General features: G+C 66.7%; 24 protein-coding genes. 13 read left to right on the top strand and 11 right to left on the bottom strand.

Annotated elements, in window-relative coordinates; genetic code table 11:
- Positions 1–2: 2 nt before the first annotated feature.
- Positions 3–749: a sulfite exporter TauE/SafE family protein gene (locus tag EF888_RS16635; RefSeq protein ID WP_109759751.1), complete on the bottom strand. Its 747-nt coding sequence runs from the start codon at positions 747–749 to the stop codon at positions 3–5.
- Positions 750–771: 22 nt separating this feature from the next.
- Positions 772–4,227: a chromosome segregation protein SMC gene (smc, locus tag EF888_RS16630; RefSeq protein ID WP_109759752.1), complete on the bottom strand. Its 3,456-nt coding sequence runs from the start codon at positions 4,225–4,227 to the stop codon at positions 772–774.
- Between the two features lie 130 nt (positions 4,228–4,357).
- Between smc and EF888_RS16625 the strand changes: the two genes are divergently transcribed.
- Both EF888_RS16625 and EF888_RS16620 read left to right on the top strand, forming a co-directional pair.
- Positions 4,358–4,945 carry a YdeI/OmpD-associated family protein gene (locus EF888_RS16625; protein WP_109759753.1) on the top strand — a complete coding sequence of 196 codons (588 nt, stop codon included), beginning with the start codon at positions 4,358–4,360 and terminating at the stop codon, positions 4,943–4,945.
- Between the two features lie 36 nt (positions 4,946–4,981).
- Complete coding sequence (locus EF888_RS16620) at positions 4,982–5,761, top strand: HTD2 family dehydratase (protein WP_109759754.1); 780 nt, start codon at positions 4,982–4,984, stop codon at positions 5,759–5,761.
- Positions 5,762–5,764: 3 nt separating this feature from the next.
- Here the strand turns inward: EF888_RS16620 and EF888_RS16615 are convergent, their stop codons facing one another.
- Complete coding sequence (locus EF888_RS16615; RefSeq protein WP_241239707.1) at positions 5,765–6,775, bottom strand: NAD(P)/FAD-dependent oxidoreductase; 1,011 nt, start codon at positions 6,773–6,775, stop codon at positions 5,765–5,767.
- Positions 6,776–6,830: 55 nt separating this feature from the next.
- On the opposite strand from EF888_RS16615, the gene mnmC2 reads away from it, so the two are divergent.
- Entirely contained in the window at positions 6,831–7,502 is a 672-nt protein-coding gene (gene mnmC2, locus EF888_RS16610; protein ID WP_146203001.1) for a tRNA (5-methylaminomethyl-2-thiouridine)(34)-methyltransferase MnmC2, read from the top strand.
- A complete protein-coding gene (locus tag EF888_RS16605; protein WP_241239706.1) occupies positions 7,499–8,383 on the top strand; it encodes a DMT family transporter in 885 nt (294 codons plus the stop codon). Before mnmC2 ends, EF888_RS16605 begins: the two co-directional genes overlap by 4 nt.
- Here EF888_RS16605 and EF888_RS16600 read toward each other — a convergent pair.
- Positions 8,380–8,988, bottom strand: a complete 609-nt coding sequence (locus tag EF888_RS16600; RefSeq protein WP_241239705.1) for an MlaC/ttg2D family ABC transporter substrate-binding protein — start codon at positions 8,986–8,988, stop codon at positions 8,380–8,382. The two genes, EF888_RS16605 and EF888_RS16600, sit on opposite strands and share 4 nt — an antisense overlap.
- Positions 8,981–9,742, bottom strand: a complete 762-nt coding sequence (locus tag EF888_RS16595) for an MlaA family lipoprotein (RefSeq protein ID WP_109759758.1) — start codon at positions 9,740–9,742, stop codon at positions 8,981–8,983. Before EF888_RS16595 ends, EF888_RS16600 begins: the two co-directional genes overlap by 8 nt.
- A 170-nt stretch (positions 9,743–9,912) precedes the next feature.
- Here EF888_RS16595 and EF888_RS16590 point away from each other — a divergent pair, with 170 nt between their 5' ends.
- From EF888_RS16590 to EF888_RS16570, 5 genes are all read left to right on the top strand, one after another.
- Positions 9,913–10,374, top strand: a complete 462-nt coding sequence (locus tag EF888_RS16590; RefSeq protein WP_109759759.1) for a RidA family protein — start codon at positions 9,913–9,915, stop codon at positions 10,372–10,374.
- Positions 10,371–11,138, top strand: coding sequence for a glycerophosphodiester phosphodiesterase family protein (locus EF888_RS16585; protein WP_109759760.1), 768 nt, complete (start codon positions 10,371–10,373; stop codon positions 11,136–11,138). Before EF888_RS16590 ends, EF888_RS16585 begins: the two co-directional genes overlap by 4 nt.
- Before the next feature lie 31 nt (positions 11,139–11,169).
- Positions 11,170–12,357, top strand: a complete 1,188-nt coding sequence (locus EF888_RS16580; RefSeq protein WP_109759926.1) for a GNAT family N-acetyltransferase — start codon at positions 11,170–11,172, stop codon at positions 12,355–12,357.
- Positions 12,358–12,421: 64 nt separating this feature from the next.
- Positions 12,422–12,718, top strand: coding sequence for a 4a-hydroxytetrahydrobiopterin dehydratase (locus EF888_RS16575; protein ID WP_109759761.1), 297 nt, complete (start codon positions 12,422–12,424; stop codon positions 12,716–12,718).
- Entirely contained in the window at positions 12,715–13,572 is an 858-nt protein-coding gene (locus EF888_RS16570; RefSeq protein WP_109759762.1) for a mechanosensitive ion channel family protein, read from the top strand. The genes EF888_RS16575 and EF888_RS16570 overlap by 4 nt, the downstream gene beginning before the upstream one ends.
- Here the strand turns inward: EF888_RS16570 and EF888_RS16565 are convergent.
- A complete protein-coding gene (locus tag EF888_RS16565; RefSeq protein WP_109759763.1) occupies positions 13,569–14,057 on the bottom strand; it encodes a peroxiredoxin in 489 nt (162 codons plus the stop codon). The two genes, EF888_RS16570 and EF888_RS16565, sit on opposite strands and share 4 nt — an antisense overlap.
- 77 nt (positions 14,058–14,134) lie before the next feature.
- Between EF888_RS16565 and EF888_RS16560 the strand changes: the two genes are divergently transcribed.
- Both EF888_RS16560 and rsmD read left to right on the top strand, forming a co-directional pair.
- Positions 14,135–15,340, top strand: coding sequence for an NAD(P)/FAD-dependent oxidoreductase (locus EF888_RS16560; protein ID WP_109759764.1), 1,206 nt, complete (start codon positions 14,135–14,137; stop codon positions 15,338–15,340).
- Positions 15,337–15,897, top strand: a complete 561-nt coding sequence (gene rsmD, locus EF888_RS16555; protein ID WP_109759765.1) for a 16S rRNA (guanine(966)-N(2))-methyltransferase RsmD — start codon at positions 15,337–15,339, stop codon at positions 15,895–15,897. Before EF888_RS16560 ends, rsmD begins: the two co-directional genes overlap by 4 nt.
- On the opposite strand, the gene EF888_RS16550 is transcribed toward rsmD, so the two are convergent.
- Positions 15,894–16,685 (bottom strand): DUF1194 domain-containing protein, encoded by a 792-nt coding sequence (locus EF888_RS16550; RefSeq protein ID WP_109759766.1) that lies wholly within the window; start codon positions 16,683–16,685, stop codon positions 15,894–15,896. The genes rsmD and EF888_RS16550 overlap by 4 nt on opposite strands.
- Positions 16,686–16,841: 156 nt before the next feature.
- Between EF888_RS16550 and EF888_RS16545 the strand changes: the two genes are divergently transcribed.
- Positions 16,842–17,984, top strand: a complete 1,143-nt coding sequence (locus EF888_RS16545; protein WP_241239704.1) for an AI-2E family transporter — start codon at positions 16,842–16,844, stop codon at positions 17,982–17,984.
- 9 nt (positions 17,985–17,993) lie between these two features.
- Here the strand turns inward: EF888_RS16545 and EF888_RS16540 are convergent, their stop codons facing one another.
- The 3 genes from EF888_RS16540 to pyrC all read right to left on the bottom strand — a co-directional run bounded on the left by EF888_RS16540 (position 17,994) and on the right by pyrC (position 21,404).
- Positions 17,994–19,487 (bottom strand): replicative DNA helicase, encoded by a 1,494-nt coding sequence (locus EF888_RS16540; protein WP_109759767.1) that lies wholly within the window; start codon positions 19,485–19,487, stop codon positions 17,994–17,996.
- Positions 19,488–19,652: 165 nt separating this feature from the next.
- Complete coding sequence (locus tag EF888_RS16535) at positions 19,653–20,330, bottom strand: orotate phosphoribosyltransferase (RefSeq protein WP_109759768.1); 678 nt, start codon at positions 20,328–20,330, stop codon at positions 19,653–19,655.
- Positions 20,331–20,366: 36 nt separating this feature from the next.
- On the bottom strand, positions 20,367–21,404 hold the full coding sequence (pyrC, locus tag EF888_RS16530) for a dihydroorotase (protein WP_109759769.1): 1,038 nt from the start codon (positions 21,402–21,404) through the stop codon (positions 20,367–20,369).
- Between the two features lie 93 nt (positions 21,405–21,497).
- On the opposite strand from pyrC, the gene EF888_RS16525 reads away from it, so the two are divergent.
- The gene (locus EF888_RS16525; RefSeq protein WP_109759770.1) at positions 21,498–21,788 is read left to right on the top strand and encodes a hypothetical protein; all 291 of its coding nucleotides are present in this window, start codon (positions 21,498–21,500) and stop codon (positions 21,786–21,788) included.
- Here the strand turns inward: EF888_RS16525 and EF888_RS16520 are convergent.
- Positions 21,776–22,762, bottom strand: a complete 987-nt coding sequence (locus tag EF888_RS16520; RefSeq protein WP_206508349.1) for a phosphoadenosine phosphosulfate reductase — start codon at positions 22,760–22,762, stop codon at positions 21,776–21,778. The two genes, EF888_RS16525 and EF888_RS16520, sit on opposite strands and share 13 nt — an antisense overlap.
- Between the last annotated feature and the right edge of the window lie 81 nt (positions 22,763–22,843).

The raw sequence follows: 22,843 nt of genomic DNA, 5'->3' as shown, positions 1-22,843 counted from the left end.
CGTCAGCCGAAGGCCGCGCGGCGCAGCATGTTCAATGCGATCAAGGCGAAAAGCACCATGATGAGTTGGCGAAAGGTGTCCTCGGACAGCCGGCGGCGTATGCGTTCCCCCACCAGCAGCCCGACGGTCGTGGGTATCAGCAGGCCGACCGAGAGCAGCGCCAGGGGTCCGGTCAGAAAGCCCTCGCGGATGTATCCGAAGAAGAGGGGGATCGAGCCGGTGAAAAGCAGGACGCCCGTGGCGCGCACGAACTCCTCCTTGTCGACGCGGCGCGCGCCCAGATAGATCAGCATCGGCGGAAGCCAGATCCCCGCCAGGCCCCCCAGGATGCCCGAGGACGTCCCGAAAAGCACCTGCGCGGCCGGGTCCCAGCCGTCGGGGATTTCAGGCGCCCACTTCGTCGCATTGAGGATGACGTAAAGCAAGATCACCGCGCCGAGGACGCCCAGAAGAACGCGCTCGGACGTGTTCGCCGTGAGCGCGAGCGTCAGCGGAACCATGACGAACATGCACAGGATGTAGGGCAGGTAGCGCGGGATCGCGTCACGGACCCCACCGACCCGATAGAGCTGGAGCGTGTTCGCGACGAAGATCGGGATCAGCGTGACGGCGAAAGCTGTGCGCGGATCGGTGAAGAACGTCAGGATGCCGAGCGTCATCATCGGCAGGCCGACGCCCGCGGTTCCCTTGACGAAGCCGGCGACCAGCAGCGTCGCAGCAAGGATCCAGAGTGCGGGAAGCGCCTCCATCAGGCGCGAGGCGACGAGAGGATCACGCGACCAGCGCCTCGGCCTTGCGGAGGTCGACCGAGACGAGTTGGCTCACGCCCTGCTCTGCCATCGTGACCCCGAAAAGGCGATCCATTCTCGCCATCGTCACCGCATGGTGGGTGATGATGAGGAAACGCGTTTCGGTGCGGCGGCACATCTCGTCCAGCAGGTCGCAGAAGCGTGTGACGTTGGCGTCGTCGAGTGGCGCGTCGACCTCGTCGAGAACGCAGATGGGGGCCGGGTTCGCGAGGAAGACGCCGAAGATCAACGCCAGCGCCGTCAGGGTCTGCTCGCCGCCCGAAAGCAGCGAGAGGGTCGCCAGCTTCTTGCCGGGCGGCTGGCACATGATCTCGAGACCGGCTTCCAGCGGATCGTCCGATTCGACCAGCACGAGCTTCGCCTCGCCGCCTCCGAAGAGGTGGGTGAAAAGGAGCGAGAAGTTCGAGTTCACCTGCTCGAACGCCGTCAGCAGGCGCTCGCGGCCCTCCTTGTTCAGGCTGTTGATGCCGTTCCGAAGCGTGCGGATCGCATCCTCGAGGTCGGTCTTCTCGGTGACGAGCGTGTTGTGCTCTTCCTCGACGGCCTTGGCGTCTTCCTCGGCGCGGAGGTTCACGGCCCCAAGCGCGTCACGGTTCCGGCGCAGGCGAAGAACCTCGGTATCGATCTTCTCGGCCGAAGGCATCGAGCCGGGGTCAGCATCGAGCGTCTCGAGCAGCTTCTGCGGTGTGGTGTCCTGTTCCTCGGCGATGCGCTCGGCGGCCGCTGCGACGGTGGCGCGGGCCGCTTCGGCGCGGGCCTCGGCTGCAGCGCGATGCTCGCGGGCTTCGGACGCGCGTCGCTCGGCGTCGCGTTCGGCGACCTTGGCGTCGCGCTCGGCTGTCTCGGCCAGCGCAAGCGCGTCGGCGGCCTTTGCGCGCCGAGCTTCCGCAATGTCGAGTTCGCTGGACAAGGCGTCGCGGTCGGCGGCGATGCGGGCCGGGAGGTCCTTCGCCTCGGCCAGGTCCGCCTCGGACTGCGCCTGGCGTTCGGCCAGTTCGGCGATTCGTCCGCCGGCGCTCTCGAGACGCTTTTCCCATGTGGTACGTTCGCGCCCGATGTCGGCCAGCCGCTTCGCGCGCGCCTCGCCCTCGCGCTTCAGCTCGTCATGCGCGGACCGTCTGGCGATCATGGTCATCCGCGCGGCTTCCACGGTCATCTTGACGTCTTCCGCGGTCGCCCGAAGGGCTGCCAGGTCGTCGAGATCGGCAAAGGCGCGCTCGGCCTGTGTCAGGGCCGACCGCGCGGCCGTCGCCTCGTCCGCATGGCGCCGCGCGGCCATCTCCGCGGACTCCCGGCGGCCCTCGGCGATGTTGCGGTCGGCTTCGGAGCGGGAGAGGGCGCGACTTGCTTCGGTCAGCGCATGGTCGGCCGCGCGTCGGGCGTCTCGGGTCTCGGCGACGCGGGCGGACAAGGTCTCCATCCGTGCTTTCAGGTGCTCGTGCGCGCGGGAGGCGCCCTCGGCCCGGGCCTTCGCTTCCTCGAGGTCCTGCTTCAACTCCTGAAGACGGTTGAGTTGCTCGAGGCGCAACGCGGCGGCCGAAGGCGCGTCGCCTGCGCCGGCACGAAATCCGTCCCACCTCCAGAGATCGCCCTCGGCGCTGACGAGGCGCTGACCGGGCAGCAGGTCGGCCTGAAGCCTTGCCCCGTCCTTGCGCCCGACGAGACCCACCTGAGACAGACGCCGCGACAGGACGGGCGGCACGCTGACGTAGTTCGACAGCGCCGCGACGCCCGTTGGCAGGTCCTGCACTGCACCGTATTTCGGAAGCTCTGCCCACCCTGAGGCGGCGTCGCCCTCGATGACCGGCGCGCGCAGGTCGTCGGCCAGCGCGGCGCCGATCGCCTTTTCGTAGCCCGACTTCACCGAGAGCAGGTCCATGACCTGACCGCCCTCGGCCGTGTCCCGGTCGACCAGGCGCGCGAGCGCGGCGACTTCGGCCTGAAGCGCCTTGGATTCACCTTCCGCCGAGGACCGGCTGGCGCGGGCCTCGGCCTCCTTGCCCTGGGCCGCCTCGCGGGCATCGTCGGCCTCGGCGAGCGCTGTTTCGGCGGCCGTGGCGGCAGTGCCCGCCGTCGTCAGCGCCGTCTGGGCCGCCGCGAAGGCCTGGGCGGCCCTTGCGAGGTCGTCTGTCGCGGTCCGGGCTTCGCCGCGAGCTTTCGCCTCGGCCTCTTCGGACCGCGCGAGAGTGGTGCGGGAGTCGGAGAGAAGCCTCTCCGCCGACTGGTGCCGGGCGGCCAGGCGCGCCACGTCCTCGGTCAGTTGCGAGAGCGCGTTCTCGCGGTCCTGAAGGATCTTCGCCGCCTCGTGAGCGTCCGCATTCGCGGCCACGAGTGCGGCGTCGTGGCCATCGCCGTCGGTTTCGAGCCTTGTCGCCTCGGAGGTCAGCGCCTCTATCGTGCGTCCCGCGTCGGCGTTCAGTTCGCGCTCGCGGTCGGCGTCACGCGAAAGCTGGGCGATGCGCGCATCGAGCGTCTCGATGGTCCGTGCCGCACGGGCCTCTTCCTCGTCGAGTTGTGTCGCGCGAAGCTGGAGACGGGCAAGAACGGCGGCGGCGATGGCCTCCTCCTCCCGCAGCGCGGGCAAGGCTTCCTCGGTCCTGGCGCGTTCGCCCGTCGCGCCGCGCGCGATCCGCTCGGCCTCGGCCGCAGCGCGGGTTCGCTCGGCGAGGTCGGCCTCGGCCGCGGTCCGCCCGCTCTCGGCCTCGCGCCAGCGGAGGTAGAGGAGAAGGCCCTCGGCATGGCGGAGTTCCTCGGCGATCTCGCGGTAGCGGCGCGCCTGCTTCGCCTGCCGCGCAAGCGACGCGAGCTGCTGCGCCAACTGCTCGATCACATCGTCGACGCGGGACAGGTTGGTCTCGGCCCCCCGCAGCTTCAGTTCGGCTTCGTGCCGACGCTGGTAGAGCCCCGATATCCCGGCCGCCTCTTCCAGCACGCGCCGACGGTTCTGCGGCTTGGCGTTGATGAGTTCCGATATCTGCCCCTGCCGCACCAGCGCGGGCGAATGCGCGCCCGTCGAGGCATCGGCGAAAAGCATCTGCACGTCCCGGGCGCGGGCGTCCTTCGAGTTGACCTTGTAAGCGCTTCCGGCGTCGCGCGTGATGCGCCGCACGATGTCGAGCGTGTCGAGGTCGTTGAAGCCCGCCGGCGCCAGCCTGTCCGAGTTGTCGAGGTGCAGCGACACCTCGGCGAAGTTGCGGGCGGGCCGGGTCGACGCGCCGGCGAAGATCACGTCCTCCATCCCGCCGCCGCGCATCGCCGTGGGCCGGTTCTCGCCCATCACCCACCTCAACGCTTCGAGAAGGTTCGACTTGCCACAGCCATTCGGACCCACGACGCCCGTCAGCCCTTCGGCGATGACAAGGTCTGTGGGGTCGACGAAGCTCTTGAAGCCGTTCAATCTGATGCGGTTGAAGCGCAAGTGCGATCCGTGGAGTGATTCCGGTGCGGGAGTGTCCGGCGGAGGGCCGTGCGAGTCAACGCGGAACCCCAAGGACGGTGTGTTGGTCTGCGGTTATCCACAAGATATTGGCTGACGGGAGGATGAACCAATGGGCGATGCGGACAGACGCGCCGGTGTCTTCTACGATCGAGCCGGGGCCTGGGCGGACGAAATGCGGGCACTGAGGGCCATCCTTCTCGCCAGCCCTCTCGACGAGGCCTTCAAGTGGCGGCAGCCGGTCTACATGTGGGAGGGCGCGAACCTGGCCCTCGTGGGGGCATTCAGGGCGGACTGCGTGCTGTCCTTCTTCAAGGGCGTTCTCCTGACGGACCCCGAAGGTATCCTCGTCCCGCCTGGAGACAACAGCCGCAGCGCGCGGGTCGCGCGATTCACCTCCGTCGAAGACATAGAAACGGCGGCGCCTGCCTTGCGCGCCCTCATCGACGAAGCGATCCGACTGGAGTCGGAAGGCGCCATGGTCGATCTGCCGAAAGACGACCTCGACCCGCCCGCCGAACTCATCGACGCCCTCGACGCCGATGAGCCCTTGAGGGAGGCGTTCGAGGCGCTGACGCCCGGCCGGCGCCGAAGCTGGATCCTGCACCTGAACGGCGCGAAACAATCCGCCACCCGCTCCGCCCGTATCGAGAAGGCGCGCGACCGCATCCTCGCGGGCAAGGGGCTGAACGACCGTTAGTTGCCGGGCCACGCGCAAGGCGCTATCCCCTCGTCCATGAACGGCCAGACCGAAACCACAGCCGACCGGATCGACCCGGCCAGGGCCACCGCCCTTCTCGCCACACTCGGTCTCGAGGGGCGCGCGGAGGTGGGGACCGAGATGCCGCCCTTGTCGCATCTCGCCTTCTTCTGGCACGCCGTGCCCGAAACCGGTCTTGGACGTGACGGGCACGCGCATCTGGGCGGCCTGATCCCGGACCTTGGTCTGCCGATTCGGATGTGGGCTGGAGGGCGGCTGACGTTTCATCGTCCCTTCCGCGCGGGTGTCGCGGCGGAGCGGATCTCGCGTCTGACGACCGTGCAGAAGAAGGAGGGCCGGTCTGGAAAGCTGGCTTTCGTGACACTTCGGCACGACATCCGGCAGAGCAACATGCCCGTCCTCACCGAAGAGCAGGACATCGTCTATCGCGAGCCTGGCGAGTTGACGCGAGAGCCGCCGGTAGAGACGCAGGACGTCGAGGAGCGGCGCGCGCTCAAGCTGTCCGAGATCACGCTGTTCCGCTATTCGGCGCTGACGTTCAACGCACACCGCATCCACTACGACGCCGAGTATTGCCGGGAGGAGGGCTATTCCGGCCTCGTCGTCCACGGTCCCCTGATGGCGACTGCGTTGGCCAATTTCGCCGCCGATACAATCGGACGGCTCAAGAGGTTCTCGTTCCGCGCGACCTCGCCCCTGATCCTGGGCGACGTGGCCTGGCTTTGCCGGAGTGGCGGGCGCTATTGGGTCGAAGGTCCGCGCCGGCGTCTCTGCATGACCGCCGAGGCGCAGTAGCGTTCAGGCCCGGAAGGCGTCCGGGATCCGGTCTCGTCCGTCGAGGACCAGGTCGCAGATGACCCGCGCCACGAGAGGCGCCACGCCGAAGCCGATCTTGAAGCCGCCGTTCGCCACGAAATGCCCGGGCCGCGCCGGGATAGGGCCGAGCAAGGGCGCGCGGCTTGCGGCGCGGGGGCGCACGCCGGCCCATCTCTGGATCACCTCGGCGCCTTTCAGGATCGGCAGCACCTCGCCCGCGCGACGGATGACGTCGTCCAGCGCTTCGTCGGTCGAAGCGGGATCGTCGAACTCGCGTTCCGAGGTCGAGCCGACGGCGACCGTCCCGTCGGCGTGGGGCACGATGTGAAGGGACGAGGCGAAGATCTGCGGATGCCCGCGCGCGTCATGGCGCAGCAGCGCCGCCTGGCCCTTGACGCCCGTGCCGGCGTCCATCTCGACAAGGCCGCGCCATCCTGTGGCCCAGACCGTGGGCGTGCTGTCGTCGGCGTCCGCCATGATCTCGACCCCGCGCGACCGAAGCGCCGCCGTTAGGCTCTCGATGGCGCGTCGCGGGTGAACGCGGGCGGACAGGTCGTCGCGGATGTAAAGACCTGTGGGCGAGGCAGGGCGCCACTGGCCCACCTCGGCCTCGTCGATCACATCCCAGTTTGCCCACCCCCTCCAGTTCCGCATGGCGGCCTCGGCGCGGGTGCGGGCGAGGACGACGTCGCGGTCGGAATGAAGCGGTTGCAGCCGACCAAGACGCCCATATCCCGCAGAGATGCCCGAGACTGCTTCCACCGCCTCCCAAAAAGGCGCCTGGAGCATCAGGCTTTCGAGCTGAAAGTCCTTCTTTTCATTCCAGGAATCCGGCGTGTGAGGCTGCAGCGCGCCGACGATGCCTCCCGAGGCTCCGGCTCCCGGACCGGCGGGGTCCACGACCCGCACGTGTGCGCCGCGCGATTCCGCTTCCCAGGCCACCGACAGGCCGAAGATCCCGGCGCCCCGGACCGTCAGATCGACCATTGCCAAAGCACCCCCTCCTTGCCAGTGTCGCGCCCGAACCGTCGCCTTGATAGGGCAGAGCGTGGCCGACGACCAGCATCCCCACATCCTCTGGCGAGGCGACGTTCCCGTCGCTACGGCGTTCGACGATCCCTATTTCTCGCTCGACGACGGCTTGGCCGAGACGCGCTACGTTTTCCTTGCGGGAAACGGCCTGCCAGATGGCTTCCGGCCTGGATTCCGCATCGCCGAGCTGGGTTTCGGTACGGGCCTGAATGCGCTGGTGGCTGCGCGTGCCTGGGCGGAGTCGGGGCAGGTGGGGCGCCTGTCCTTCACGAGCTTCGAGCGATTTCCGCTGACCGCCGCCGACATGGCGCGCGCGCTGGCTGTGTTCCCCGACCTCGCCGATCTGTCCCGCCCGCTGGTCGAGGCGCGAGAGCGGGGCGAGACCCGGATCGCGCTGCCCTTCCTGGATCTGACGCTCGTCATCGGCGACGCGCGCGAGACGCTGCCCCTGTGGGACGGCGCGGCGGACGCCTGGTTCCTCGACGGTTTCGCCCCGGCGCGGAACCCCGAGTTGTGGGCACCATCCCTGTTGGCGGAGGTGGCCCGCCACACTGCGCCGGGCGGGACCGCCGCAACCTACACCGCCGCGGGCGCGGTGCGGCGCGCTTTGGCCGAGGCGGGCTTCGTCGTCGAGAGGCGCGACGGTTACGGCCGCAAGCGGCACATGACCGCGGCGCGCCTGGCGTGATCGAGCAATCGAACCGACGCGGGATCGTCCTGATGATCCTGACGACGCTCGTCTTCTCGGCGCAGGACGGCATCTCGCGTCATCTCGCGGAGAGCTATAACACGCTGATGGTCGTGATGATCCGCTACTGGTTCTTCGCGGCCTTTGTCATCCTGATCTCGACCAGGAAAGCCGGAGGCGTGCGAGCCGCTGCGGCGACCTCGCAGCCCTGGCTTCAGGGCTTCCGGGGCGTCCTCCTCGCACTGGAGATCTGCGTCGCCGTTTACGGTTTTACCCTTGTGGGCCTCGTGGAAAGTCACGCGATCTTCGCGACCTATCCGCTTCTCATCACGGCGCTGGCGGGTCCGGTCCTGGGCGAGGTCGCCGGATGGCGGCGGTGGCTCGCCATCCTGGTCGGCTTCGCGGGCATGGTCATCATCCTCGACCCCGGGTCGGGCGTCTTCAAGCCGGCAGCCGTGGTGCCCTTCGTTTCGGCGCTCATGTTCGCGCTCTACGGACTTCTGACGCGATACGCCGCGCGCCGCGACAGCGCGGCGACGAGCTTTTTCTGGACCGGCACGACGGGCGCGGTGGCGATGACGGTCATCGGTCTGCCGGCCTGGACGCCGATGCAGGGGACGGACTGGCTATGGATATCGGCGCTCTGCGTCACCGGGGCGACGGGACACTGGCTTCTCATCAAGACCTACGAGGTGGCCGAGGCGAGCGCGGTGCAGCCCTTCGCGTACTTCCAACTCGTCTTCGCCTCGACGATCGGGATCCTGCTGTTTGGCGAGACACTTCGCACCAACGTCGCGGTCGGAACCGCAATCATCGTGGCTGCTGGCATCTTCACGCTGTGGCGCGCCCATGTCCGGGCGCGCCGGGGAGGCAGATCCTAGCCTGCGCGCTGGACGTCCTGGATCAGGGCGTCGATGTTGCCGCCGCGGCGGTCGAGCATCGCGCCGATCTCGGCCCGCTCCGACTTGAGAAGGCTGATGCCCTCGATCAGCAGGTCGAAGAACTTGTCCGACCCTGAACGGTCGGAGACCATGAAGCTGATCGCGAAGGGCGCCTGGCCCTTCATCTTCGCCACGGCCTGAACCTCCTGGAAGCTCTTCACGGTACGCGCGCCGGTCACCTGGATCTGGGTGCCGACGAAGTCGCGGAAGCGCTTGCCGTACTTCCGCGCCATGTAGCCCGCGAAGGCTCCGGTAAAGGCCTGCATCTGGCCGGCCGAGGCAGAGCGCGCCGGCGGCCCGAGAGCGGTGCGCGCGATGGTCGGCACGTCCGCGTAGCGGCGGAATATCTTCTCGAACTCGCCGTACATCGCGCCTTCCGAGCGACCCGAGTTGATGACGGCGTTTATCTCGGCCACGGCCTGATCGATGAGCGAGCGCGCCTGACCCTCGGTCAGCGCGAAGACCTGTCGGGGCAGGACGGCCAGCAGAAACAGGGCGGCGCCACCGGCAAGGACGGTGCGGCGGGAGATGTGGGTGTCACTCATAAATGCCCTCATATACGTCTTCATACAGGTTCTCATAGGGATCATAGGCGTTCTCGGCGGAACCCTGCCCGGTCAGCCGGAACCGTCGGCTTTCGAGGTAGTAGAGACGAAGCTGAGCATAGCTGTCAGCGCTGTCATAGAGAATGCTGTCGAGCGACTCCCCATAGGTATAGCGTGAATCCAGCACCGAGGGCAGCGCGGTCGCTGCGGCGATTTCGGTCCCGTCTTCCCATGAGTTGATCGGGTTCGTCAGCACGTCGACCACCTTGCCGAAGGCGTCGCGTTCGGTCGAAGGCCCGAAGAGCGGCAGTTCCAGATAGGCGCCCTCGCGGACGCCCCAGACGGCCATCGTGTCGGCGAACCCTGTCGGCCGCGCCTCGAGACCGAAACTGGACCCTGCGGGATCGAAGAGCCCAAAGACGCCCAGGGTCGAGTTGACGAGGAAGCGCGACAGGTTGTGGCCCGCATCCTCGATGTTGCCCTGGAGGATGTCGTTCGCCACCGTCCGGGGACCGTCGAGGTTCGAGGCGGCGTTCGACAGGCTTGCCCGGACGGGTGCCGGAACGGCGGTGCCATAAGCTTTGCCCGCAGGACGGAAGAAGATGCGGTCCGCGCCTTTGTTGGCGGCGTGCGTGGCGCGGTTCACGCTTTCGTACGGATCGTTGACGCCTCCCGACTCGCTCGGCGCAGAGCATCCGGCAAGCACCGCGAACGCGCCGACGGCGATGAAGGTTGGCAGCTTGGCGTTAGACATCCCAGAGACCCAGCAGACTAAGGTTCGATCGTGACACAGGGCTTCAAGATAAGACGAGCCCGCGCGGAATGACAGTCCGTGCCGTGAAAAGCCCCCGAAAGATAAAACATGTTGCAGAGCCGGCGCGGCCTCTGGAAGGTGGCGGCGAAATGGATGCAGGAGGCTGCCAGATGGACATCACCGCCAAGCTTGACGCAAAGGGCCTGTCGTTGCCCGAAACCCCGGCTCCAGCTGCCAACTATGTGCCGTTCGTCATCTCGGGGGACCTGGTCTTCGTTTCCGGCCAAATCTCGATGGATGCGGACGGCGCTCTCATCAAGGGCAAGCTCGGCGCCGACATGGATACGGCCGCAGGTGCCAAGGCGGCAGAGCGTTGCGCGCTGTCGCTTCTCGCGCAGCTCGGCAAGGCCGTGGGCGGCGACTTTTCGCGTCTCGGACGTGCGGTCAAGCTGACGGGTTTCGTCAACTCGACGCCCGACTTCACCGAGCAGCCGAAAGTCGTCAACGGATGCTCGGACCTGCTGGTCGACATCCTCGGCGAAAAGGGCCGCCACGCGCGGTCGGCCGTCTCGGTCGCATCGCTGCCGCTCGGCGTCGCCGTCGAGGTCGAGGCGATCTTTCAGCTCGCATGACGCCCGCCCTGCCTGACTCATTCCGGCGCATCCCCATAGCGCACCGTGGCCTTCACGACCGCGCCGCGGGGCGGATCGAGAATTCGCCCGCCGCATTCCGCGCGGCGGTCGAGGGTGGCTGGGGCATCGAGCTCGACGTCCAGCTTTCGGCGGACGGCGAAGCGATGGTCTTTCACGATTACGACCTCGAGCGGCTCACCGGGCGGGAGGGCATGGTCAGGGAACATCCGGCGGACGTGCTTACAGCGCTCGTGCTCACTGGCGGCGAAGACCGCATTCCGACCCTGCCTCAGGTGCTGGACCTTGTCCGCGGGCGGGTGCCGCTTCTGGTCGAGGTCAAGGATCAGGACGGAGGGCTCGGCCCGGATGTCGGTTCGCTGGAACAGGCTGTGGCCCGCGCGGTCGAGGGCTACGACGGCGACCTCGCCCTGATGTCGTTCAACCCCCACAGCGTCGCGGCGCTGGCCGAGCTTTGCCCGGACGTGCCGCGCGGGCTGACGACCGAAGCGTTCCGCCCCGGTGACTGGCCGGTGCCTGAGACACGTCTGTCCGAGCTGTCGGCCATCGCCGACTACGACCGCGTCGGCGCGTCGTTCATCAGTCACGGACATCGTGACCTGTCGTCGCCTCGCGTGGCGGGCCTCAAGGCGCAGGGTGCGGCCATCCTGTGCTGGACGATCCGCTCGACCGACGAGGAGACGGCGGCGAGGCGCATTGCCGATAACGTGACCTTCGAGGGCTATCTCCCGGAGCGGGCGACTTGAATTCCCTCTGCCCGGGCTCACCTTGGAGAGCGTGACCGACACCACTCTCGACATTTCGGCCCTGTCCTCGATCTCGGCCATCGACCCCGGGGACTGGGACGCCTGCGCTTGTCCCGAGGCCGCCGACGGGGGACGGCCCGACGACCCCTTCACGACACACCGCTTTCTGAAGGCGCTGGAGGACAGCCGCTCTGTCGGGCCGGGCTCGGGCTGGGAGCCGCGGCACCTTGTGGTGCGCGAAGACGAGGAGGTCATCGCGGTCGCGCCGCTCTATGCCAAGGGTCACAGCCAGGGCGAATACATCTTCGATCACAACTGGGCCCATGCCTGGGAGAGGGCGGGGGGACGTTATTACCCCAAGCTTCAGATCGCCGTCCCGTTCACGCCGGTCACGGGCCGCCGCTTCCTGGTCCGTCCGGGTTTCGAGGCGACGGGCTTCGAGGCCCTCGTCCAGGGCGCGCTTCACATCGCGACGCAGAACCGGCTGTCGTCTGTCCACGCCACATTCTGCACCGAGGACCAAGCCGAGCGTGGGGCAAAGATGGGTTTGCTTCACCGCGTAACCCAGCAGTATCACTGGCATAACGACGGCTATGGGTCGTTCGACGACTTCCTTGCGGCGTTGTCGTCCCGCAAGCGGAAGACGATCCGCAAGGAGCGCCAGACAGCGCAGTCTTTTGGCGGAGACATCGTGGCGCTGACCGGCGACGCCATCCAGCCAGAGCATTGGGACGCCTTCTGGCACTTCTATCAGGACACCGGAGCGCGGAAGTGGGGCACGCCCTACCTGACGCGCAGCTTCTTCGACATCGCCCACGAGCGTCTGCGCGACGACATCCTCCTTGTCCTCGCCGTCCGCGACGGGCGTCCCGTTGCCGGGGCGCTCAACTTCATCGGGCGGGACAGGCTTCTGGGTCGCTACTGGGGCGCGGTCGAGCACCACGACTGCCTGCACTTCGAACTCTGCTATTACCAGGCCATCGACTGGGCCATCGCTCAGGGTCTCGGCACGGTCGAGGCCGGCGCGCAGGGCGAGCACAAGCTGGCGCGGGGCTATCTGCCCGTGCCGATCCATTCGCTGCACTGGATCGCGGACGAGGGCTTCTCGCGCGCGGTCGAAGATTACCTCGTGGCCGAGCGGCGGGCGGTGGACGAGGATATCGAAGTGCTGACCGGTTTCGGCCCTTTCCGGAAAGTCACAGTGGACGAGACCGACTGACCCTTCGGGTTGACCTTCCGGACCTTAGTCCTCTTTCTTGAAGCCGCACAGAATGGATGGGCACATGGCCGAGCGACTGACGGGCGCCGCGCGGGACGCGGCACTTTCCGAACTGGCGGATCTTGGGTGGGAGGCAACGGAAGGCCGCGACGCCATTCGCCGCAATTTCCGCTTCCGCGACTTCAACGAGGCCTGGGGCTGGATGAACCGGGTCGCCCTGATCGCCGAGTCCATGAACCACCATCCCGAATGGACCAACGTCTACAATCGGGTAGAAGTCATTCTTACCACACACGATGCCAAGGGCCTGACGTCGCTCGATGTCGACCTGGCGCTGCGCATCGGCAAGCTCGGTCAATGAATTACGTCGAAGAGCTGATGGCGTTCAGGATCGGCGAGACGACCGTGGGCGAGCTTCTGACACTTCAGTTCCTTCTGGGCGCGGTCGGGCAGGTCGTGCTGGCGGCGATCATTCTGATCGCGGGTTTCGTGATCGCGGGTTTCGCTCGCAAGCGGATCGTCCGGCTGACCGACCGTTCTCGGCACATCGACAAGACCATGGGCGGGTTCCTGGCGAACCTCGCGCGCTACGCGATCCTCGCGCTGACGCTGATCTTCGTCCTCCAGCAGTTCGGCTTCCAGACCGCCTCGCTCGTGGCGCTTCTCGGCGCCGCCGGGCTTGCGATCGGACTGGCGCTTCAGGGCGTGCTTGGCGGTGTCGCGTCAGGCGTGATGCTGGTGGTGTTCAGGCCGATCAAGCTGGGCGACTTCGTCGAGGTGAACGGCCATACCGGGACGGTGAAGGACATCTCGATCTTCACCACAGAGCTTGCGACGCTGGACAACGTTCAGGTCATCATTCCCAACACCGAGGTCTGGTCGAACACGATCAAGAACTATTCGGTCTACGACAAGCGCCGGGCCGAGTGGATCTTCGGCGTCAGCTATGACGCCGATCTCAAGGCGGCCGAGCAGATCATCCGCGACACGATCTTCTCGGATCCGCGCTCGCTGTCCGAGCCCGCGCCGTTCCTCCAGGTCAACAACCTGGGCGATTTCTCGGTCGATTTCCTTGTGCGGTGCTGGGTGCCGGCGACGGACTACTTCCAGTACCAGGCCGACATGAAGCGCGCGGTGAAAGAGGCGTTCGACGCGAACGGCATCGACATCCCCTTCCCGACGCGGACCGTGCTGCGAGCGGACGCGGGCTCCTAGATCTTCTCGAGCAGCGTCTCGCCCGCCGTCAAGTCGCAGGCCCCGACCTTTTCTTCGAGTTGGAGCACCTTCACGACGCCGTCCTCGACCAGCATGGCGCAGCGCTGCATCCGGTCCTTGAACCCGATGGCAGGCACGCTGAACTGAAGACCGAGCGCTTTCGTCAGCTCGGAATCCCAGTCGGCCAGCATGGTGATGCCCGCCTCCTCGGCGCCGGAGGACTTGCCCCAGTGCGACATGACGCGAACGTCGTTGACGGCCACGCAGACGATTTCGTCCACGCCCTTGTCGCGGAAGGCCTGCGCGGTGCGGATGAAGCTGGGCAGATGGGCGGCCGAGCAGGTCGCGGTATAGGCCCCGGGCAGGCCGAAGAGAACCATCCTCCGGCCGCTTGCCCGTTCGGCGATGTCGATCTCGGCGACCGTGTCGTCCTTCTGATGCAAAACCTTCGCCGAGGGGAGCTTGTCCCCGACTTTGATCGCCATGTTCCTGCCTCTGTCGTTTGCCTTCGTCCCGGCCAGCATATAATCGGGCGGAGAGGGACGACCAGAGGCGACGTGGCATGACGGGCATTCTCATCGTGGGCGGCGGACAGGCGGGATCGACGCTGGCGCAGACCCTGCGGTCCGAAGGCTACGAGGGGCGCGTCATGGTTCTCGGAGCCGAGCCGGTTCTGCCCTACGAGCGGCCTCCGCTTTCGAAGGCTTATCTCATGGGAGAGGTGGAACAGGAGCGGCTCTATCTGCGTCCTGCCGCGATCTACGAGGAGTGGAAGATCGAGATGCGTCTGGGCACCCCGGTGACGGGTATCGACACGGCGACCCAGACGGTGACGGCGGGCAACGAGACGCTTGGCTATGACGAACTGGCGCTTTGCACGGGGTCGGTCCCGAACCGCCTGCCCGCGGCCATCGGTGGTGCGCTCGACGGCGTCTTCACCGTGCGGTCGCTTGCGGACATCGACCGGATGAAGACGCGTGTCTCACCTGGCGCGCGTGTGCTCGTCGTCGGCGGCGGCTACATCGGGCTCGAGGCCGCGGCGGTCGCGTCAAAGCTGGGGCTGTCGGTGACCGTGGTCGAAATGTCCCCGCGCATCCTGAGCCGTGTCGCCGCACCCGAGACTTCGGACGTCATCCGCGCCGAGCATGAGGCGCATGGAGTCCGGATCCTGGAAGGATGCGGACTGGTGCGCCTGACGGGCGAGGGGCACGTCAACGGGGCGGAACTGACGGACGGCAGCGTTCTCGAGATCGATTTCGCCATCGTGGGAACCGGTATCCGACCCGATACCGCCCTCGCCGAAGCGGCAGGGATCTTCTGCGACAACGGGATCGCGGTCGATGAGATGGGCCGCACCTCGGCCCCTCATGTCTGGGCGGCGGGGGACTGCGCGTCGTTTCCTTACAAGGGCGGGCGGATGCGACTCGAGTCGGTCCAGAACGCCATCGACCAGGCGCAGGCGGTGGCGCGGAACATGCTGGGGGCGAATGTACCTTATGTCCCCCATCCCTGGTTTTGGTCGGACCAGTACGACCTCAAGCTCCAGATCGCGGGGCTGGGGACGGGATATGACCGGATCGTGGTGCGCGAGGGCGAGGGCGGACGGTCGCACTGGTACTTCAAGGACGGCCGCCTTCTCGCGGTCGACGCCATCGACGCGGCGCGGGACTACATGGTGGGCAAGCGTCTTCTCGAAATGGGGCGGACAGTCGATCCCGAGGCGGTCGCCGACGCTTCGACCAACCTCAAGGCGCTGCTGAAAGGATGAGGATCATCGGCGGCCGGATGCGCGGGCTTGGCCTCGCGCCGGTCGGCGAAGGGGACGCCGCTGCGCATCTGAGGCCCACGTCGGACCGGGTGCGCGAAAGCCTCTTCAACCTGCTGGAGGGCGGACGGCTGGGCCGGCCGGTGCCGGGCGCCATCGTCCTCGACCTGTTTGCCGGCACTGGCGCCCTCGGTCTCGAGGCCTTGTCGCGGGGCGCGGACCAGGTCGCCTTCGTCGAATCCAGGCGTCCGGCGCTGAAACTTCTCGACGCCAATATCGCCCGCGCCCGCGCTTCCGACCTTGTCCGGGTTCTGAAGCGCGATGCGACGCGGCTTGGGCCCGTCGAAGGCCCCGCTGCGACGCTCGTCTTTCTCGACCCGCCCTATGGCAAGGATCTGGGCCAGGCGGCGCTGGCGTCGGCGGATGAGGGCGGCTGGATCGCGCCCGGCGCGCTGATTGCCTGGGAGGAGAGGAGCGAGCAGGACGCGCCTGCGGGCTTCATCCGACGCGATGCGCGGCGCTACGGAGACACCTGGTTGACCTTCCTGGAACGGACCTAGGGTTCGCCCCAGATCCGGTCCCTTTCGCGTCTCAGCTTTTCGCCCACCAGACAGTCGTAGCCGTCAGGCGTGCGTCCGGTCCGCGCCGCCAGCACCACCTCGGGCGGACCCGCGAGTTCGAGCACGAGTTTCCGGCGTACGGCCATGGGGAAGTCGCCCCATTCGAGGACCGGGATGACAAAGGCGCCGGGACCGCCGATCACACAGGTCTGGTAATAGACGTCCAGATCGTCGATCCCCCACCGGGAGGTCGAGTCCTCGGTCATCAGCGGAAGACCGTTGATGACGATACCCGCCCCGACCGCCGCGTCGCGCGCTTCCGTCACCGGCACCCCGTCGTTGTTGGGCCCGTCGCCGGAGAGGTCGATGACGCGCCGCAGTCCCTCGAAATCGTTGGTCTCGATGTCGAAGTGCGCATATTCGATCGCGCCGGAGATCGAGGTCCGCCGCATCGAAAAGTCGAAGTCCGCCGTCAGTTGCCGTGCCACGGCCTCGGCCGCCTCGCGCCCGTCGATCACCGTCCAGGGCACCACGACGCGCTGAAGGTAGCGTCCGGCCCATTCGACATAGGTAATGGCGATCCGACCAGTATAGCTGTTTTCGATGACCTTGACGACCTCGTCGGATGCTATGGCTGCGGCATAGCCACGCCGCTGTATCTCAAGCTCTTCCGGTCCCATGCTGCGCGAGACGTCGACCATGAGCGACAATTCGACGTCGACCTCGACGGCCTGGGCCCACAGAGGCAGGGCGGCGAGGCAGAGGATGAGGCCGAGGCGCCAGCGCATATTCCGATGATGAACGATTGGCGGGAAATGTCGAGGCTTGACCGCCCGCGATCCTGCTTCCCACTCTGGAACGCAAACCTGCATCGCGCGTTCAGCACGTAACAACGGGGTCAGAAGTTGCAAATTTCTCCTAACAAGTACGCGAACTGGGCCCTGGTGACACTAGCACTGCTCGCGACAGTTACCGCCATTGTCGTTGCCCGGTCGTTCCTGATGCCGGTCTTCATGGCTTTCCTGCTGTCGATCACGGTCAGCCCCATCCGCCGCGTTCTTCAGCGTCGCGGCGTGTCTCCCGTCATCACCGCAACTGTCGTGGTGAGCCTCCTCGTGGTCAGCCTGTCGTCGCTGGTCTACTTCCTCTCGGGGCCCGTGGCGGACTATGCCGAGAATTCCCGCGCCATCGCCATGGACGTCGAGCAGAAGCTGCGCGGCGTGTCCAACGCGATCGAGAAGGTCGCCGAAGCGACGGACCAGGTCACCGAAATGGCCACGATGGACGACGCGGATCCGACGGAAGAGACGGTCGTCGTCCAGAACGGTCCTGACCTTGTCACTGCGACACTTTACAGCGCGCCGGTCGTGGTCGGTCAGGCGATCTTCACCTTCGTCCTGCTGTTCTTCCTGACAGCGTCTGGCGACATGTTCTACCAGAAGCTCGTCCAGGCCAGCCCGACCTTTCGCGACAAGAAGCGCGCGATCCAGATCGCCTACGACATCGAGAAGAAGCTGTCGCGCTACTTCCTGACCATCACCATCATCAATGCCTGTCTCGGTATCGGGGTCGGACTGGTTCTGTGGTGGGTGGGGATGCCGAACCCGCTTCTGTTCGGTGTTGCGGCCTTTCTTCTGAACTTCATTCCCTACCTCGGCGCGATCGCCGGGGTGGCCATGACCTTCGCCATCGGTCTCATCTCGTTCGATACGGTCGGGCAGGCGACACTGGCGGCGGGCTCGTACCTGTTCCTGACGACGCTCGAGGGACAGTTGATCACGCCCTACGCGGTGGGACGAAGCCTGAAGCTGAACGCCGTGATCGTGTTCATCGCCGTCGCCTTCTGGGGATGGGCCTGGTCTGTCATCGGGATGTTCGTGGCCGTCCCCGCGCTGATCGCCGTCCGCGTCTTCTCGGAGCATATTCCGACCCTGGCCGGCCTGGGGATCTTCATCTCGGGCACGGAAGAGGAAGAAGAGGACGAGGTCGTCGAGGAAGTCCCAGCCGAAGACGGCAAGGCGGCCGAAGTCGTCCTCGTCGATCCCACTCCGCTGGACGATCTTCCACCGGCCACCGTCGCGCCCTGAAGCGGGGTCTCAGAACCCCTCGTCACCGCCCGCCTGCTGCCAGGGCTTCACGAGGTTGCCGAAGCGGGTGAAGCGGCCTTCGAAGGAAAGCTCGATCGTGCCGATGGGGCCGTGCCGCTGCTTGCCGATGACGATCTCGGCGCGGCCGTGGAGACGTTCCATCTCCTCCTGCCAGACCGCGATCTTCTCGAGTTCGTGGTCGCCCGGCTTCTCGCGTTCCTTGTAGTACTCTTCGCGGAACACGAACATCACGACGTCGGCGTCCTGCTCGATCGAGCCAGACTCGCGAAGATCGGAGAGTTGGGGTCTCTTGTCCTCGCGGTTTTCGACCTGGCGCGAGAGCTGGGACAGCGCGATCACCGGAATATCCAGTTCCTTTGCGATGGCCTTCAGGCCTTGCGTGATCTCGGACACCTCGTTCACGCGACTGTCCTTCGCGGTCGCCGGACGAACCAGCTGGAGGTAGTCGACGATCAGCACGTCCAGCCCATGTTCGCGCTTCAGGCGCCGCGCGCGGGCGGCGAGCTGGCTGATGGGAAGGGCAGGCGTGTCGTCGATGTAAAGCGGGCAGGCCTCCAGCGCCTTGGCGGCCTCGACGAAGCGGCGGAACTCGGTTTCGGTCATGTCACCGCGGCGGATCTGCTCGGAGGGCACCTCGGCGGCTTCCGAAAGAATCCGGGCCGCAAGCTGTTCCGCCGACATCTCGAGAGAGTAGAAGCCCACAACTCCGCCGTCCACGGCGCCTTCAGAGCCGTCCGGCCGGGTGCCTTTGCGATAAGCCTTGGCGATATTGAAGGCGATGTTGGTGGCGAGCGACGTCTTTCCCATCGAGGGTCGGCCAGCCAGGATCAAAAGGTCGGACTTGTGAAGACCTCCGAGCTTCTTGTCCATGTCGACCAGGCCGGTCGAGATGCCGGCGAGGCCGCCCTCGCGCTGGTAGGCGGCGTTGGCGATGTTCACGGCATCCGTGACGGCCTTGAGGAACGACACGAAGCCTGACGTGGACGTGCCCTGTTCGCCCAGCTTGTAGAGCGCCTGCTCGGCCTCAACGATCTGCTCCTTGGGGTCGTTCGCCACATCGACCTTGCGGGCCTTCGAGACGATGTCGCGGCCAAGGTCCATGAGCTTTCGGCGGATCGCCAGCTCATAGATCATCTGCGCGTAATCGCGCGCCGCGAAGGACGAGATCGCCGCACCGGCGAGGCGGGCAAGATAGCTTGGGCCGCCAAGCTCCTGGAGGCCGGGATCGTCTTCGAGGAACGCCTTCAGCGTGACCGGCGAAGCGAGCGCGTTCTTCGCGATGCGGCTTGCGGCGATCTCGTAGATGCGCGCGTGGACCGGATCGTAGAAATGCACTTCGCTGATGATGTTCGCGACGCGGTCGTAGATCTCGTTGTTCGTGAGGATCGCGCCGAGCAGTTGTTGCTCGGCCTCGATGTTATGCGGAACGGCCTCGTCCCCGGCCTGCTCGTCCGCGCGCCTGATTTGAGCGACTTCGCTCATTGCTGCCCCTCTCGATTCTTTTTGCCCTGTCCCGCAGCCGTCCTACGCCGCCCGGAACGTCCGCGCCATCTGGATATCCTGTGGACAGCCTGTGGACAGAGTTGTGCGGGCTCATCTTGCGGGCATCGGCTGCCTCGCGTCAACATCTGGTGCGCCAAAAGCGGCTTAAGACTTGCGCGCTTCCTGCCAGGCGCGGGGAGCGCGCAGGAAGGTCTCGACCTCCTTCAGCGTCGCTTCATCGAACCGCTCTCCCGCCCGCGCCGCTTCCAGCACGTCCCACCAGGTGCAGAGGTGATGAAGGGCGATGCCGTGGCCGGCGAGGGTGTCCATCGTCTCGGGGAAGATGCCGTAATAGAAGATGACTGCGGTGTGCCCGCATGTGGCGCCCGTCTCGCGGATCGCGTCGACGAAAGACAGCTTCGAGCCGCCATCGGTCGTCAGGTCCTCGATCAGGAGGACGCGCTGGCCTTCGGTCATCACGCCTTCGATGCGCGCGTTGCGGCCGTATCCCTTTGGCTTTTTGCGCACATAGGTCATCGGTAAGGCCAGCCGCTCGGCCACCATGGCGGCGAAAGGAATGCCCGCCGTTTCCCCGCCCGCGACGTTGTCGAAGGCCTCGAAACCCGCGTCGCGCATCACGGTGACCGCAAGAAAGTCCATAAGCGTCGAGCGGATGCGGGGGTACGAGATGAGCTTCCGGCAGTCGATATAGGTGGGCGAAGGCAGGCCGGAGGCGAGCGTGAAGGGCGTCTCGGCGTTGAAGTGGACCGCGCCGATCTCCAGAAGCATCTTCGCCGTCAGCCGGGCGATCTCGTCCTTCTCGGGGAAACTGCTGGGGATCATCGCGCCTGCCTCTTCATCTTGTTCCAAATACGCAAGTCACACCACCCGCCAGTGCAGCGGACGGCCCGGATCGAAGACCGTGACGGAACCCGCGCCGGTCTCGACCGCCACCGGGATCTCCAGCGGATCGCCCTTCTCCAGCGTGACCGTGCCCTCGTTCCGGGGCAGGCCGTAGAAACGCGCGCCGTTCTCGGACACGAAAGCCTCGAGCCGGTCCAGCGCACCCGCCTCGTCGAAGACCTCGGCGAGGCAGGACAGGGCCACGGGAGCGGTGAAGCAGCCCGCCGCGCAGCACTCGGCTTCCTTGCGGTCGGTCGGGTGCGGGGCGCTGTCGGTCCCGAGGAAGAAGCGCGGACTGCCGCTCGTCGCCGCCTCGAGCAGCTTTGGGCGATGGGTGCCGCGCTTGAGGATGGGCAGACAGTAGAAGTGCGGACGCAGGCCGCCGACAAGCATGTCGTTCCGGTCGAGCATCAGGTGCTGGACGGTGATCGTCGCGGCCAAGTCGTCGCCTCCACTGGCGGCATAGGCCGCCGCCTCGGAGGTGGTGATGTGCTCCATCACGACCCGCAGACCGGGCGTCGCGCGGCGGATCGGGTCGAGCACCTCGTCGATGAAGACGGCCTCGCGGTCGAAGATGTCGATCTCGGGACGCGTCACCTCGCCGTGGACGCAAAGCGGCAATCCGGTCGCGGCCATGCGCTCCAGCACGGGGCGCACCCGGTCGAAGTCACGGACGCCCGAGGCCGAGTTGGTCGTGGCGCCGGCGGGGTAGAGCTTGACCGCCTTCACGAGACCCGTCTCCGCCGCCTTCGCCACGTCGGCGGGGTCGGTGTCCTCGGTCAGGTAGAGCGTCATCAGCGGCTCGAAGGTCATGCCCTCGGGCAGCGCGTTCAGGATGCGGTCGCGATAGGCCGCGGCGTCGCGTCCTGTGACGACGGGCGGCACGAGGTTCGGCATGACGATGGCGCGGGCGAAGTGGCGCGCCGACCAGGGCAGAACGCCGTCCAGCATGGCTCCGTCACGCAGATGGAGGTGCCAGTCGTCGGGGCGGCGGAGGGTCAGGCGGTCCGTCATGGGTTCCCTCTAGCCCAACCCTTCGAGAGGGGCCAGAGGCGCTGCACGGCGCAGAGAATGGGTGTAGACTGGAGAAAAGAGGAGGAGGACCGGATGCTCGTCACGTTCTTGCTGGGCCTGTTCGCGGGATGGGCCGCCGACCGGGCGGAACCTCAGGTCACGTCGCTTCTGTCGGGGCTGCTTTTGCCGGACGATCCTCCGTTCGATCCAGCCGAGGCGCGGGCGCTCTCGCTGGCGCTGTGCCTTCTGGTGGCGGCGGTGATGTCGTGGGTCCTTGCCGTGCCGCACGCGGTTCCGCTGGCCCTGGGCGGCTGCATCGGCGTGGTGCTGCCGAGGGTGCGGGATCGGGTCAGGGCGGCGCGCACGCCGGACTACGACACCTGAGGGCTGTCCGCGGTCTCGTCCTCGTCGTCGACCGGATCTTGGCTGTGCCCGTTGCCAGCGGCGATGCGCCGTTCGGCGGCTTCGAGGTGATGCTTGAAGCGCGGGATGGGCTGTTCCGCAAGAACGGCCCGGCAGAGGCGCGCGGTCAGGCGCGGCCGATCCTCGGCCAGGACGCGCGACAGGAGCGCACGCAGATAAGGCACATGCCGCCGCCGCTTCCGCATCTCGTGGGCCAGGGTGGCGAAGTCCAAGGTGCCGCGCGACGCGTGGTCGGACAGCTTCGAAATCAGGGACAAGGTGCGCAGGTCGCTCTCGATGGCCCCGGCGCGCCCCCTGCGATAGCGGAAGTGATGCACATTCGGTCCGCGGAAGAGGCTTGCGTGCATCGCGTCCTCGGTCTCTTCGGGGTCGAAGAGGACATAGGCCGCCTCGGCCGCCTCTATCATGTCGGGGGCGTAGCCGTAGCGCGAGCGGAACTCGAGCCGGCGCGTCGACGGAAAGCGGTCGTCCCAGCCCGTCAGGCGGCGATCGAGCGTGGCCTGGGGCGAGACGAGGAGCGCCGTCGATCCGGGCGCTGCGACCGAGAAGGCTGCGGCGGCATAGCCACACATGCCTGCACCGTAGAAGATGACGCGGTCGAAGTTCTCGAAGAACCCGTGGTCCACCAGTCCGTCGAAGTAGCTGAAAAGGCGGCGGTCGCGAAACCAGTCCTGCCTCGTGGCGATCAGCGTCAGGTGCGACCAGCCCTTGCGCGCGGCCATGTCGAAGGCCAGCGGCATGCCGGTGTCGCTGACCGACCGGATCGTGAAGAGGGTCTCGAAAGACACGAAAAGGACGTCGTGCGATTGTTCAATGAACACCGCCGCATGGTCGTCCCCTAGAGATGTGTAATATCCCTCCCTCTCGCCGATCTCCCTGAGCGCATGCAGCCACTCGGAATCCGACAGATCGGTGGAGATAGCAGCCCCCGCCACCATTCACTCGTCCTCACAACACGAGGGTCACCATAGACGTGGTCCGTGCGACTCGGCAAGGATATGGGCGTGATGGGGGCA

Origin of the sequence: Silicimonas algicola, from assembly GCF_003970735.1 — a bacterium.
GTDB lineage: Bacteria > Pseudomonadota > Alphaproteobacteria > Rhodobacterales > Rhodobacteraceae > Silicimonas > Silicimonas algicola.
Note: the sequence above shows the minus strand (reverse complement) of the source record. Positions and strands in the feature narration are given on the sequence as shown.

Bases quoted from the DNA above. Each gene is read 5' to 3' on its own strand.
- EF888_RS16635 (WP_109759751.1), bottom strand. From the start codon at position 749: ATGGAGGCGCTTCCCGCACTCTGGATCCTTGCTGCGACGCTGCTGGTC.
- EF888_RS16625 (WP_109759753.1), top strand. From the start codon at position 4,358: ATGGGCGATGCGGACAGACGCGCCGGTGTCTTCTACGATCGAGCCGGG.
- EF888_RS16620 (WP_109759754.1), top strand. From the start codon at position 4,982: ATGAACGGCCAGACCGAAACCACAGCCGACCGGATCGACCCGGCCAGG.
- EF888_RS16600 (WP_241239705.1), bottom strand. From the start codon at position 8,988: ATGAGTGACACCCACATCTCCCGCCGCACCGTCCTTGCCGGTGGCGCC.
- EF888_RS16595 (WP_109759758.1), bottom strand. From the start codon at position 9,742: ATGTCTAACGCCAAGCTGCCAACCTTCATCGCCGTCGGCGCGTTCGCG.
- EF888_RS16590 (WP_109759759.1), top strand. From the start codon at position 9,913: ATGGACATCACCGCCAAGCTTGACGCAAAGGGCCTGTCGTTGCCCGAA.
- EF888_RS16585 (WP_109759760.1), top strand. From the start codon at position 10,371: ATGACGCCCGCCCTGCCTGACTCATTCCGGCGCATCCCCATAGCGCAC.
- EF888_RS16575 (WP_109759761.1), top strand. From the start codon at position 12,422: ATGGCCGAGCGACTGACGGGCGCCGCGCGGGACGCGGCACTTTCCGAA.
- EF888_RS16570 (WP_109759762.1), top strand. From the start codon at position 12,715: ATGAATTACGTCGAAGAGCTGATGGCGTTCAGGATCGGCGAGACGACC.
- EF888_RS16565 (WP_109759763.1), bottom strand. From the start codon at position 14,057: ATGGCGATCAAAGTCGGGGACAAGCTCCCCTCGGCGAAGGTTTTGCAT.
- EF888_RS16560 (WP_109759764.1), top strand. From the start codon at position 14,135: ATGACGGGCATTCTCATCGTGGGCGGCGGACAGGCGGGATCGACGCTG.
- rsmD (WP_109759765.1), top strand. From the start codon at position 15,337: ATGAGGATCATCGGCGGCCGGATGCGCGGGCTTGGCCTCGCGCCGGTC.
- EF888_RS16550 (WP_109759766.1), bottom strand. From the start codon at position 16,685: ATGCGCTGGCGCCTCGGCCTCATCCTCTGCCTCGCCGCCCTGCCTCTG.
- EF888_RS16540 (WP_109759767.1), bottom strand. From the start codon at position 19,487: ATGAGCGAAGTCGCTCAAATCAGGCGCGCGGACGAGCAGGCCGGGGAC.
- EF888_RS16535 (WP_109759768.1), bottom strand. From the start codon at position 20,330: ATGATCCCCAGCAGTTTCCCCGAGAAGGACGAGATCGCCCGGCTGACG.
- pyrC (WP_109759769.1), bottom strand. From the start codon at position 21,404: ATGACGGACCGCCTGACCCTCCGCCGCCCCGACGACTGGCACCTCCAT.
- EF888_RS16525 (WP_109759770.1), top strand. From the start codon at position 21,498: ATGCTCGTCACGTTCTTGCTGGGCCTGTTCGCGGGATGGGCCGCCGAC.